General features: G+C 68.9%; 13 protein-coding genes. 6 read left to right on the top strand and 7 right to left on the bottom strand.

Annotated features, from left to right (window positions below; genetic code table 11):
* Positions 1 to 58: 58 nt before the first annotated feature.
* Positions 59 to 1,342, top strand: a complete 1,284-nt coding sequence (locus tag IEX49_RS08075; protein WP_188805660.1) for a citrate synthase — start codon at positions 59 to 61, stop codon at positions 1,340 to 1,342.
* 37 nt (positions 1,343 to 1,379) lie between these two features.
* Here IEX49_RS08075 and IEX49_RS08070 read toward each other — a convergent pair whose 3' ends face one another.
* Together IEX49_RS08070 and dapD are read right to left on the bottom strand one after the other, a co-directional pair.
* Positions 1,380 to 2,234, bottom strand: a complete 855-nt coding sequence (locus tag IEX49_RS08070) for a hypothetical protein (protein ID WP_188805659.1) — start codon at positions 2,232 to 2,234, stop codon at positions 1,380 to 1,382.
* An 88-nt stretch (positions 2,235 to 2,322) separates the two neighbouring features.
* Positions 2,323 to 3,378: a 2,3,4,5-tetrahydropyridine-2,6-dicarboxylate N-succinyltransferase gene (gene dapD / locus IEX49_RS08065; RefSeq protein WP_188805658.1), complete on the bottom strand. Its 1,056-nt coding sequence runs from the start codon at positions 3,376 to 3,378 to the stop codon at positions 2,323 to 2,325.
* A gap of 38 nt (positions 3,379 to 3,416) precedes the next feature.
* On the opposite strand from dapD, the gene dapE reads away from it, so the two are divergent.
* On the top strand, positions 3,417 to 4,661 hold the full coding sequence (gene dapE / locus IEX49_RS08060; RefSeq protein ID WP_188805657.1) for a succinyl-diaminopimelate desuccinylase: 1,245 nt from the start codon (positions 3,417 to 3,419) through the stop codon (positions 4,659 to 4,661).
* A 12-nt stretch (positions 4,662 to 4,673) separates the two neighbouring features.
* Here dapE and IEX49_RS08055 read toward each other — a convergent pair whose 3' ends face one another.
* The 4 genes from IEX49_RS08055 to IEX49_RS08040 form a co-directional block, all read right to left on the bottom strand.
* Complete coding sequence (locus IEX49_RS08055) at positions 4,674 to 5,564, bottom strand: amino acid ABC transporter permease (RefSeq protein ID WP_188805656.1); 891 nt, start codon at positions 5,562 to 5,564, stop codon at positions 4,674 to 4,676.
* A complete protein-coding gene (locus IEX49_RS08050; RefSeq protein ID WP_188805655.1) occupies positions 5,561 to 6,235 on the bottom strand; it encodes an amino acid ABC transporter permease in 675 nt (224 codons plus the stop codon). The genes IEX49_RS08055 and IEX49_RS08050 overlap by 4 nt, the downstream gene beginning before the upstream one ends.
* 128 nt (positions 6,236 to 6,363) lie before the next feature.
* Complete coding sequence (locus tag IEX49_RS08045; RefSeq protein ID WP_188805654.1) at positions 6,364 to 7,236, bottom strand: glutamate ABC transporter substrate-binding protein; 873 nt, start codon at positions 7,234 to 7,236, stop codon at positions 6,364 to 6,366.
* Positions 7,237 to 7,306: 70 nt separating this feature from the next.
* A complete protein-coding gene (locus IEX49_RS08040; protein ID WP_188805653.1) occupies positions 7,307 to 8,101 on the bottom strand; it encodes an amino acid ABC transporter ATP-binding protein in 795 nt (264 codons plus the stop codon).
* A gap of 146 nt (positions 8,102 to 8,247) precedes the next feature.
* On the opposite strand from IEX49_RS08040, the gene IEX49_RS08035 reads away from it, so the two are divergent.
* The 3 genes from IEX49_RS08035 to IEX49_RS08025 all read left to right on the top strand — a co-directional run bounded on the left by IEX49_RS08035 (position 8,248) and on the right by IEX49_RS08025 (position 9,734).
* Positions 8,248 to 9,096, top strand: a complete 849-nt coding sequence (locus tag IEX49_RS08035; RefSeq protein WP_188805652.1) for an LOG family protein — start codon at positions 8,248 to 8,250, stop codon at positions 9,094 to 9,096.
* Positions 9,093 to 9,419 carry a DivIVA domain-containing protein gene (locus tag IEX49_RS08030; RefSeq protein WP_188805651.1) on the top strand — a complete coding sequence of 109 codons (327 nt, stop codon included), beginning with the start codon at positions 9,093 to 9,095 and terminating at the stop codon, positions 9,417 to 9,419. Before IEX49_RS08035 ends, IEX49_RS08030 begins: the two co-directional genes overlap by 4 nt.
* Positions 9,420 to 9,563: 144 nt before the next feature.
* A complete protein-coding gene (locus IEX49_RS08025; RefSeq protein ID WP_159551692.1) occupies positions 9,564 to 9,734 on the top strand; it encodes a DUF3117 domain-containing protein in 171 nt (56 codons plus the stop codon).
* A gap of 121 nt (positions 9,735 to 9,855) precedes the next feature.
* Here IEX49_RS08025 and IEX49_RS08020 read toward each other — a convergent pair whose 3' ends face one another.
* Positions 9,856 to 10,506, bottom strand: coding sequence for an O-methyltransferase (locus IEX49_RS08020; RefSeq protein ID WP_188805650.1), 651 nt, complete (start codon positions 10,504 to 10,506; stop codon positions 9,856 to 9,858).
* A gap of 225 nt (positions 10,507 to 10,731) precedes the next feature.
* On the opposite strand from IEX49_RS08020, the gene IEX49_RS08015 reads away from it, so the two are divergent.
* A complete protein-coding gene (locus tag IEX49_RS08015) occupies positions 10,732 to 12,027 on the top strand; it encodes a zf-HC2 domain-containing protein (protein WP_188805649.1) in 1,296 nt (431 codons plus the stop codon).
* Positions 12,028 to 12,125 lie beyond the last annotated feature (98 nt).

The following is a 12,125-nucleotide window of genomic DNA, read 5'->3' as shown; positions in this document are numbered from 1 at the left end:
CTCCCAGGAGGACGGTGTCCGGTGGTTCGCATACTGAACAACTCATGAGGGAGCACCCATGACCGAAAACACTTCAGCTCAGCTGTCCGTTGACGGCACGATCGTCGAGCTGGGCCGCGAGAAGGCCACCATCGGCAACGACGGTCTGAACATCGGACCGCTGCTGAAGGACACCGGTCAGGTCACGTACGACCCCGGCTTCATGAACACGGCCAACGCCAAGTCGGCCATCACCTACATCGACGGTGACGAGGGCGTGCTGCGCTACCGCGGCTATCCGATCGATCAGCTGGCCGAGCACTCCTCCTTCCTCGAGGTCGCCTACCTGTTGATCTACGGCGAGCTGCCGACCGGCGACCAGCTGGGCGAGTGGGACCAGAACATCCGCCGCCACACCATGCTGCACGAGGACCTCAAGGGCTTCTTCAACGGCTTCCCGCGGGACGCGCACCCCATGCCGGTGCTGTCCTCGGCCGTATCCGCCCTGTCGACCTTCTACGCGGACTCCCTGGACCCGTTCGATGAGGAGCAGGTCCACATCTCCACCATCCGCCTGATGGCCAAGCTGCCGGTGATCGCGTCCTACGCCTTCAAGAAGTCCATCGGCCAGCCGATGCTCTATCCGGACAACTCCCTGAACCTGGTGGAGAACTTCCTGCGCCAGAGCTTCGGTGTTCCCGCCGAGCCGTACGAGCTGGACCCGGACATGGTCAAGGCCCTGGACCTGCTGCTCATCCTGCACGCGGACCACGAGCAGAACTGCTCCACCTCCACGGTGCGCCTGGTCGGCTCCTCACATGCCAACATGTTCGCCTCCATCTCGGCCGGCATCAACGCGCTCTACGGCCCGCTGCACGGCGGCGCCAACGAGGCCGTGCTGAACATGCTGCGCTCCATCAAGTCGGACGGCGTCAAGCCCGAGGACTTCATGGAGAAGGTCAAGAACAAGGAGGACGGGGTGAAGCTCATGGGCTTCGGGCACCGCGTCTACAAGAACTACGATCCGCGCGCGAAGATCGTCAAGCAGACTGCGCATGACATCCTCGGCAAGCTCGGCGGCAACGATGAGCTGCTGGACATTGCCATGCGCCTCGAGGAGAAGGCCCTCGCGGACGACTACTTCATCGAGCGCCGCCTCTACCCGAACGTCGACTTCTACACCGGCCTGATCTACAAGGCCATGGGCTTCCCGGAGAAGATGTTCACCCCGCTGTTCGCGCTCGGCCGCCTGCCCGGCTGGATCGCCCAGTGGCGTGAGCTCATCGAGGACCCGGCCACCAAGATCGGCCGCCCGCGCCAGGTCTACACCGGCTACGAGCTGCGGGACTACCCCAACCGCTGAGCGGACGGCGGCCTGCGGGCTGACGGGAGGCCGCGGTTCAATCCGCGAAGGTCAAGGTCACCGCGCCGTCGGTGCCCGTGGCCGGGGCCCAGCCGTGATCCGCCCGGACCCAGCCCTGTCCGCCGAACGAGGCAGAGGTGATGCCGAACTGGTCGGCGTTGGCCACGGCCCACTGCACGAGAGCCCAGCCCCGCGTCCCGGACGCCGGGATGGTGGCCGTGCGGCCGTCGTCAGACACCTGGGGCCGCGCCGAGGACAACTGGTCCTGCAGGGCGGCGGACATGGCCGCAGCGTCGCCGGGCTCGGCCGGCGACTTCAGCACACAGTTCAGGGCCGCGGGGGAGTGCCCGGTCAGCGCCGAGGCATAGGCCCGCCCCTCGGGCTCGTGGTCGGCGTAGGCATCGGGGAACGCCGAGCGCTGGACCTTCTGGGCGGCCACCGTGATGTCGAGGTCCTCGAAGTCCGGCACCAGCTCCTCCAGCTCCTGGTAGAAGCGGTTCGCCGCGTAGACCGGATCCATGACCTGTTCCTCGGAGCCCCAGCCCTGGGACGGCCGCTGCTGGAACAGACCCCGGGAATCGGGGCCCGCCTCGTCCCCGTAGTCGATGTTGCGCAGCTTCGACTCCTGGAAGCCCGTGGCGATGCCGATCGAGGCGGCCCGGGCCGGCAGGCCGCGGTCCAGGGACACCGCGGAGATCAGGGCGGCGTTGGCTGCCTGGTCTGGCGCGAGCTTGAAGGAGTCGGGTCCGACGATCGCCGTGCAGTGTTCCCGGACCAGGATCTCCGAGGAGTCGATGAACCGGGAGGCCGCCCACGCGCCGGCGGTCACCACGGCCAGGCAGAGCACGAGGACCACCAGCGCGCGCCAGCGTCGCCGGGAACGTTTGCTCATCGGCGCTGCACCCCTCGCGCGCGTTCCAGGCCGGACGGCCTCAGGGGTCGTGATGCGGCGGCGTTCGGCATGGTCGGGCTACTCGGGGTCAGTTGGCGTGCAGGGCGTCATTGAGTGCCACGGTCTGGCCGGCGCGGGGCAGGGCCTGGACCTGACCGGTGGAGGAATCGCGGCGGAACAGCAGGTGGGGGACACCCGAGAGGTCGAGGGCCTTGACGGTGGTCTCCCGAACGGCTTCTCCACCTGCCTCCCCGCCAGCCTTACCGGTGGACCCGTCACGGGAGTCCATGCGTACGGACACCCGGGTGCCGGCCGTGATGTAGAGCCCCGCCTCGACCACGGAGTCGTCGCCCACGGAGATGCCCACGCCGGAGTTGGCCCCCAGCAGCACCCGCTCGCCGATGGTGATCCGCTGGGACCCTCCGCCCGAGAGGGTGCCCATGATGGAGGCGCCGCCGCCCACGTCGGAGCCGTCACCCACCACGACGCCGGCCGAGATCCGGCCCTCCACCATGGAGGCGCCGAACGTGCCGGCGTTGAAGTTCACGAAGCCCTCATGCATCACGGTCGTGCCCTCGGCCAGGTGGGCCCCGAGTCGGACCCGGTCGGCGTCGCCGATGCGCACGCCGGTGGGCACCACGTAATCGGTCATGCGGGGGAACTTGTCGACGCCGTAGACCTGCACGGGACCGCGGGCGCGCAGCCGGAGCCGCGTGGTCTCGAATCCGGCCGGCAGGCAGGGGCCGAAGTTCGTCCACACCACGTTGGCCAGCACTCCGAAGACGCCGTCCAGGTTGATGGTGTTCGGCCGGACCAGCCGGTGGGACAGCAGATGGAGGCGCAACCAGGCGTCCATGGCGTCTGCGGGGGCCGCGTCGAGATCGATCTGCACGGTGTGGACCTGCTGGCTGGTGCCACGGTCTGCGTCGGTCACCGCCACCGCTGCCAGCTCGGCCTCCAGTCCTCCGCCGTCAGTGCCGAGCACCGGGGCGGGATACCAGACGTCGAGCACGGTGCCGTCGTCCGCCACCGTGGCCAGCCCGACGCCTGAGGCCGTGCGCACGCCGCCTGGACGAGCGGCATCGGCGTGGTCGGAACGGTCGGCGGACAGGCTGGAACCCGGCTGGGTGGGGGTGGAGGTCATGGGAAATATCCTACTGGCCCGGACTTAGACTGACGGGCATGGAAAGCACCAGCCACGCCGGGCCCGTCTCCGGCCATCCCGTCCCCGTCCTGCCACCCCTCGACTCGGACGTGGCGACGTTGACGGCCGCACTGCTGGACATCCCCTCGGTCTCGGACCACGAGACCCCGCTCGCCGACGCCGTCGAGGCCGCCTTGCGCTCCCTGCCGCGGTTGGAGATCCACCGCATCGGGGACAGCGTCGTGGCGCGCACCGACTTCGGGCTGCCAACCCGCGTCGTGCTGGCCGGGCACCTGGACACGGTGCCGCTGCCCACCACCCCCGGCGCACGCGGGACGGTGCCCTCCAGCTGGGAGTCGCCGGCCGGCGTCGGGACTGTGACGTCCGGACCCGAGACGCCCGGTGCCAGTCCGGCGGACGCGGACGTGCTCTACGGCCGTGGTGCCACGGACATGAAGTCCGGGGTGGCCGTCCAGCTGGCGCTGGCCGGATGGATCGGGCGCGACGCCGGCCCCCTCCCCGCGCACGATGTCACCTGGGTGTTCTACGACCATGAGGAAGTCGGTTCCGAACACTCGGGGCTGGCTCGGGTGGCCCGCGAGGCACCGGAGCTGGTTCAGGCCGACTTCGCCGTGCTGCTGGAGCCCACCGACGGTGTGGTGGAGGGCGGCTGCAACGGGACCAATCGCTACGTGGTCACGGTGCCGGGGGTGGCGGCCCACTCCGGGCGGGCCTGGAAGGGCGAGAACGCCATCCACGCGGCCGGGCCCCTGCTGGCGGCGCTGGCCGCCTATCGTCCCGCCACCATCACGGTCGAGGGACTCGACTACCGTGAGGGCCTGAACGCGGTCCGGATCCACGGGGGGACCGCCGGAAACGTCATTCCGGACGCCTGCACCGTGGAGGTCAATTACCGGTTCGCCCCGGACAAGGACCTCGAGCAGGCCCATGCGCACGTGTACGCGGTGCTGGCCGAGGCCGGCATCGGACGTGACCGGGTGGAGATCGTCGACGAGTCGCCCTCGGCCCGGCCCGGATTGGACCGTCCGGCCGCCGCCGCCTTCGTCGCAGCCGTGGGGGGAACACCGATGCCGAAGTATGGCTGGACGGACGTCGCCCGGTTCTCCGAGCTCGGGGTGCCCGCGGTGAACTTCGGCCCCGGGGACGCCCTGCTGGCCCACACGGACGACGAGCATGTCACCGCCGGTGCCATCCGTGACTGCCTGGCCGCCCTGCGCCGGTGGCTGGTGCCGGACGTCGGCCCGGCATCCGCGTCGTCCTGACCTACTCCGGACCTACTTGGCGACCTCGATGGTGGAGACCATGGTGGTGGAGGTGGCCGGGGCCGTGTCGCCACCGGTGCGGGAGGACAGGGTGCCGGCCAGCTTCGTCGCCAGCCAGGTGAGGATGAAGTTAATGACGATGAAGATCAGCGCCGCCACCACGAGCGTCTGCAGGATGTTCGAATAGCCGGAGCCCAGCTGGCGTGAATACTGCAGCAGTTCGTAGAAGCCGATCAGGTAGCCCAGGGCGGAGTCCTTGAGGATGACCACGAACTGACTGAGCAGGGACGGCAGCATGGCGGTCAGCGCCTGCGGAACCTCCACCAGACGCAGGGACTGGTTGCCGGTCATGCCGACCGCCGCCGCGGCTTCCCGCTGCCCCTTGGGCAGGGACTTCACGCCGGACCGGACGAGTTCGGCGATGACGGCCCCGTTGTAGACCGTCAGGCCCACGATGACGCCGTAGTACGCCGCATCAGCGGAGGCGATCAGCCCCGTGGGAGCCACCACGCGGGAGAAGAAGAAGTACAGGAAGAACATCATCACCAGCACCGGCACGGCGCGGAAGAACTCCACGATGACGCCGGAGATCCCGCGGATGATGGCGAACGGGGCCAACCGCAGGAAGCCGAAGACCAGTCCGAAGACCAGGGCCGTGACCACCGCGATGCCGGAGGACTGCAGGGTGAACTGCAGGCCGGGCAGGTAGTAGTTGGCCCAGGCGTTGCCGTTCAGGGCGTTGACCCACTTGTCCGGCGCCAGCTGGTCCTGACGGTCCAGCTGCATCAGCACGAGGATGACCACGACCAGGACCACGGCGAGGGCGATCGCGTTGGAGATCAGGATGTTGCGCCGGGCCTTGGGGCCCGGGGCGTCGAAGAGAACGGAGGTCTGTGCGCTCATCGGGCCACCGCCAGTTTGTCAGAGAGCCAGGTGGTCAGGATGCCCATGGGGATGACGATGATGCAGAATCCGATCGCGATGGTGAGGAAGATGTAGATCATCAGGTCCGGGTTGAACTCGATCATGGACTTCATCAGCCCCGAGGCCTCGGCCACGGAGGCCGCCGCGGCCACCGTCGTGTTCTTCGTCAGCGCGATCAACGTGTTGCCCAGCGGGGTCACGGCACCGCGCAATGCCTGGGGGAGGACCACCAGACGGGCCGCCGGCAGGAAGCTGAGCCCGATCGCGCGCGCTGCCTCCGCCTGTCCGAGGGGCACGGTGTTGACGCCCGAGCGGATCGCCTCGCATACGAAGGACGCGTGGTAGAGGGACAGGGCGATCACGGCGTAGGTGAAGAAGTTCAGGTCGAAATCCTGGAAGAACTCGATCTTCAGCTGGCCCCACACGGCCAGGACGCCGAGCACCATGATGATGGTCAGCGGCGTGTTGCGGATGGTGTTGACGTAGGCCGTGCCGATGCCCCGGAGGGACCCGACGGGGGAGATCCTGAAGATGGCGAGGACCGTGCCGAGGACGAAGGAGCCGACGGCCGCCAAGAGGGTCAGCCGGATGTTCATCCAGAAGGCGCCGAAGATGTCATAGTCGGCGAAGAGTTCGAGGAATCCGTTCATGAGCTTCCTGTGTCAGTGGCCGGCGGCTGGGGGTGCGCCGGGGCCGTGGCCGGTGGAGGTGGCCGGAGGACGACGGCGGCGGGCCGGGAGGTTGCCCGGCCCGCCGCCGTCCTACGGTGCTGGTCGGCTCAGGCCTCGCAGGATTCCATCTCAGCCTCGGGGCCGGAGTTCAGCTCATCGTCAGGGGTGTACCCGGTGCCCTCGGTGTTGGCGGTCAGGGCCTTTTCCCAGGCGCCCTCGTCCTTCATCTTGGTGATGGCGTCGTTGATGGCCTGGCACTGCTCGTCGCCCTTCGGGATGCCGACGCCGTAGCGCTCGACGGTGAAGGGGTTGCCGACAACCGTGAACTTGCCCGAGTTCTCCGGGGTCGCGGCCAGACCGGCCAGGATGATGTCGTCCGTGGTGACGGCGTCCACCTGGCCGGACTCGAGGTAGGTCACGCACTCGGCGTAGCCGCCCTGCTCGACCAGGTTCACCCCGGAGGCGAACTCATCCTTGATCTTCTGGGCGGAGGTGGAACCGGTGACGGAGCACAGGTTCTTGCCCTCGAGATCCTCCGGGCCGGTGATCTCAGAGTCGTCGGCGCGGACCAGCAGGTCCTGACCGGCCACGAAGTACGGTCCGGCGAAGCCGACGCGCTGAGCACGCTCGTCCGTGATGGAGTACGTGGCGAAGATCATGTCGACCTCGCCGCCCTCGAGGGCGTTCTCACGGTTGGCAGAGGGGGTCTGGACCCACTCGATCTGGTCCTCGGTGTAGCCGAGCTCGCCGGCCACGTACTTGGCCACGTCCACGTCGAACCCGGTGGGATCGCTGTTGCCCTCGCGGAAGCCGAGGCCCGGCTGGTCGAACTTGATGCCGATGCGGACGGTCTCGCCGCCGGCTGCGGTCTCACTGCCGCCGGACTCGCCGCCCTCCTCGGTGGAGGACGGGGAGCAGGCAGACAGGACGAGGGCGGCCGACGCGGCGATGGCGGCGGTGGAAAGGAGCTTCTTGCGCATTGTTCCTCCAGGAGCGGTGCTCGAGTGATGAGCGGTTGGGTGCGGTGTGGGTGCGGTGTCAGGGACGGGGTCAGTGGGTGAGGATCTTCCCGAGGAAGTCCTTGGCCCGGGGATGTTGCGGATGGGTGAAGAATGACTCGGGCTCGGTGTCCTCGAGGATGGCGCCCTGGTCCATGAAGATCACGCGGTCACCGGCCTTGCGGGCGAAGCCCATCTCATGCGTGACCACGACCATGGTCATCCCCTCGTGCGCCAGCTGGACCATGACGTCCAGGACCTCCTGGACCATCTCGGGGTCCAGGGCGGACGTGGGTTCGTCGAAGAGCATCACCTTGGGTCGCATGGCCAGCGCACGGGCGATGGCCACCCGCTGCTGCTGTCCGCCGGAGAGCTGGGCGGGCATCTTCTTGGCCTGTTGGGCCACCCCCACGCGTTCCAGCAGGGCCATGGCCTCCTCCTGCGCTTGGGACTTCTTGAGGCCCTTGACCTTGATCGGTCCCAGCGTCACGTTCTCGACGATCGACTTGTGGGCGAAGAGGTTGAAGGACTGGAAGACCATCCCGACGTCGGCCCGCAGCTGGGCGAGTCCCTTGCCCTCCGCGGGGAGCGGCTTTCCGTCAATGCGGATGGTGCCGCCCTCATCGATGGTCTCGAGGCGGTTGATGGTGCGGCAGAGCGTTGACTTGCCGGAGCCGGAGGGGCCGACGACGATCGCCACCTGCCCCTCGGGGATGGTCAGGTTGATGTCCTTCAGGGCCTGGAACGAACCGAAGTGCTTGTTGACATTGTCCAGTTCAACGAGGGCTCGCTTCGCGGTGGAGTCGGCTGCGGGGGGATCCGTCGGGGCCGGTGTGCTCTGCGTCATAGGGGAGAGACTATAGGACAAGGTCGGGCCAGATCATCACAAGGTGGTCGTCAGGGCGCTTTTAACCCAATCGTTGCCGTTCTGAAACACTTCTTGCGCGATTCGGCCCGGGCTCGTGGGTCCCGGTGCGGCGATAGGCTGGGCTCATGTCACATCACGGCGATGCGGACGCCTCCGCTCCGCGAATCCGGCGCGGCCCTCAAACTCTGCGCGGTGCTGCTGCCGCCGGTCCGACCTTCGATCAATTGCTGCTCCGTTCCGACGACCCCCGTTCATCGGAACGGCAGTCCACCACCACGGACGCGTGGCGGGTGCTGCGCATCCAAGGCGAGTTCGTCGAGGGCTTCGGTGCCCTGGCGGACCTCGGGCCGGCCATCTCCGTGTTCGGGTCCGCGCGCACCGGACCGGGCGCGGCCGAGTACGAGCAGGCCCGAGAGGTGGGGCGCCGGCTCGCCGAGGCCGGTTTCAGCGTGGTCACCGGAGGCGGGCCTGGGGCCATGGAGGCGGCCAACCGCGGCGCCAAGGAGGCCGGCGGACTCTCGGTCGGCCTGGGTATCGAGCTGCCCCATGAGCAGGGCATGAACGACTGGGTCGACCTAGGCGTCGACTTCCGCTACTTCTTCGTGCGCAAGGTGATGTTCCTGAAGTACTCCCAGGGATTCGTGGTGGTCCCCGGTGGGCTGGGCACCCTGGACGAGCTGTTCGAGGCCCTCACCCTGGTCCAGACCGGCAAGGTCACCGCTTTTCCGGTGGTGTTGCTCGGGCGGGACTTCTGGGGCCCGTTGGTGGACTGGATCAGGAACAGCCTGGTCGAGCGCGGCATGGTCAATCCGGCCGACGTGAGCCTGCTCCAGCTGGCCGACTCCCCGGAGGAGGCCGTGGACCTGGTGCTCAACACGGTGGCCGGCGGGCGTTGGCCCGACCGGGAGGACTGGGACCCGGACCATCAGCGGCTCACGGCGGACCACGGGTTTGCGGTGGGTGATCCCCAGTGAACGTGTTCGTGGTGCTGGTCCTGGTGGCCGCCGTCGTGGTGGTGGGGCTTCTCGCCCTGGCCGTCACAGGAAGGACGGGGTTCGCGGCGCCGCTGTCCGAGCCCGTGCGCGCCCTGCCACCGGTCCTGTTGCCCCCGGCCCCTGAGGCGGGTGACGTGGCCGCGCTGCGATTCTCGCCGGGGCTGCGCGGATACCGCATGGACCAGGTCGACGAGGCGCTCGAGACGCTGTCCGGGGCCCTCGCCGAGCGGGATGCGGAGATCGCAAGGCTCCGTCATCTGGCAGGGAGAATGCCCGGCGAAAGTGCAGATGACGTCGTGTGATTAGCGGCACCGCGCCGAATCCGGAATAATAGGGGTGTCAAGCGCTCCGCGGGCCGCCAGGGGATGCCTTTAGCCCTGACGGCCGCACGTACAGTCTTGCGGCCTCGCTGTGACGACGGGGACCGCATCGAGAAGGGAACACAGATGGCAGCCATGAAGCCTCGTACCGGGGATGGTCCCATGGAAGTGACCAAGGAGGGCCGGAGCCTGATCATGCGCGTGCCGATCGACGGCGGCGGCCGCCTGGTGCTCGAACTCAACAAGGACGAGGCGAACGCGCTCAAGGAGTGCCTCGTCGGCGTCACGGACGCCTGACTTCCCTGGCCGGCGTCGCCCGTCCGGCACCAGGAAGCCCCCGGATCCACGGCTCGAAGGCGGTGGATCCGGGGGCTTTCTCCTGTCTGGACGGAGCCCGGGCGGGGATGGCCGAGGCCTGTCAGCGGCGCACGGCCAACAGCACGCCGGACCCGGTGGGGACCAGCGCGGAATGCCAGGTCTCCTCGTCCCGCAACAGCTTGCCGGCCTCCCGGGCGGCCACGGTCGACGCCTCGCGGACGGCGGGCTTGGGGACCCGATCCTCGTCGAGGGCGTCGTTGACGATCAGCAGACCCCCGGGACGCAACAGCCGGGCGGCCTGCTCCACGTGGAAGACCAGCGAGGCCTTGTCCGCATCGAGGAACACCAGGTCGTAGGCCTTGCTGTTGAGCCGCGGGACCACGGTACGGGCCCGGCCCGTGATCATGCGGGTGCGGTTGGCGGGGAACCCACCTTCGGCGAACCCCTCGCGGGCCGCGCGCAGGGCCTCGGCATCGGGGTCGATGGTGGTCAGCATGGCGTCCCTGGTGAGGCCGCGCATCAGGGCGATGCCGGAGATGCCGGCACCGGTTCCGATCTCCACCAGGGTCGCGGGGGAGCGGGTGGCGGCCAAGACGGTCAACAGGGCGGCGGTGCCCTCGGTGACCGGCACGATCCCCAGGTCGGAGGACCGCTCCCGGGCCCGCAGGAGCACGTCGTCCTCGGCCGGACGGGACTCCGCGAATGCCCAGCTGGCATGCTTGTCCGTCTGGTGGGGGCTCAGGGCCTTCATGGGACGTGCTCGATTCTCTCGTGCGGCGGGGAGCCGGGGGGGTGCCGACCGGCAATCCAGTCTACGGCGATTCCAGCGACACGCTCCCATGCTCAGGCTCCTCACAGCAAAAGGGGCCAAACTGGATGGGTACGGAAAGGAGTCGACTGCGGTGATCATTCCCAACTGCACCACCCCCTTCGTGCCGCTCCCCGCACACACCTCCGGAGGGAAGGGCCCGCGCTGATGGCGGTCTTCCATCCCCGGGCACGATTCGACTCCTATGTGGAGGATGGCCTCTCCCCGGCTGCCCGTGAGCGGATCTCACTCCATCTCGAGCAGTGTGCCGCATGCCGTCACGAGGTGGAGCAGCGCGAACGCATCCTGCAGGCCGCCTCCTCCCTGTCGTCCCCGCCCACTGCTTCCTCGACGAACCCGTCGTACCCGTCCCCACCGTCGTACCCGTCCCCTGCGGCCTCTCCGGTATCGCCGTGGGCGGGGCCGCCGTCACCCTACCCCTGGCCGTCCCACACCGGAGAGCCCCCCACCGGGTCCGGTTCCGCCGTGCCGCCCGTGCTGAAAGAAGGCCAGGGCGTGGCCGGCTGGAAGGTGGTCATGGGGCTGGGAGCCATCGGGCTGGCGGCCGTGGCGGTGCTGTCCACCGCCTGGATCGCCGGTGATCCGGAGGCCGTCGCCGGCCCGGAGACCGGGGAGAACCTCCTTCTGCCGTCCGCCTCCGTGAACTCATCCACGGCGGATCCCGACGCCGGCGCATCACCTGCGCCGTCCGGGTCGCAGAACGCTGGGACCGCCGGTGCCGCGGACTCCGAGACCGGCGTCCCCGGCTCGGGCGCCACCGACGACCCGAGCGGACCCGCGGTGCTCTCGCCGGCCGGCATCGGCGGCCCGGCGCTGGCCCCCTCCATCCCGTCCCCGTCGGGATCCGTCCATCCGGCCGAGGGCAGGGTCTCCGCCGGAGTCGCCCTGGACGGGACCATGGCGTTGACCCCGGAGATGGTCACCGACCTGCGGCGACTGGGGTGGAACGTCCCCTCGCTGAACGGACTGGGACTGCGCCACGAATCCACCGGCTGGACCGTGGAGGAGGAGACCGCCGAGGTGGTGATGTCTCTCCAGGGTGAGGAGGCCTCACTGGTACTGCATGAGTGCCGCTCGCTGGCCGAGGACGCCGGGATCCCCGGCTGTCCGCTGGCGAACGGGGACGCCCGCGCCGCCGCCTGGGCAGCCACCGTGGCCGCGTCCGGCGAGACCCGCAGACTGCCCGTCGGCGTGGAGATGTCCGTCCTCGATCTGGGCGACGGCACGTGGACGGCCACAGCGCAGACCGCGAACGCCTCCTACACCGTAGATTCAGACCTGCCGGTGGACCGGGCCGAGCGCGTGATGAGCTTGGTGGTCATCTCGGAGCGGTCCCGTGTCCAAGCGGGGGAGGCACCCGAAGAACGGCCTGCGGAACGCCTGGCCCGAGGATTCGAGCGACTCCTGCCCTGGATGGACGAGCACGAGGATGACGCCCGATGACCGCTGCAGCGTTCAGCACGGGCAGATGACGCACGAGCACAGGACGGGCCGTCTGACCACCTCCGGTGACGTCCTGCCGCTCGGGTAGGCTGAGGACT

The sequence above is a fragment of the Citricoccus zhacaiensis genome, from assembly GCF_014645315.1.
GTDB classification, from domain to species: domain Bacteria; phylum Actinomycetota; class Actinomycetes; order Actinomycetales; family Micrococcaceae; genus Citricoccus; species Citricoccus zhacaiensis.
The sequence above is the reverse complement of the archived record's forward strand: the minus strand, read 5'-3'. Positions and strand labels throughout refer to the sequence as shown.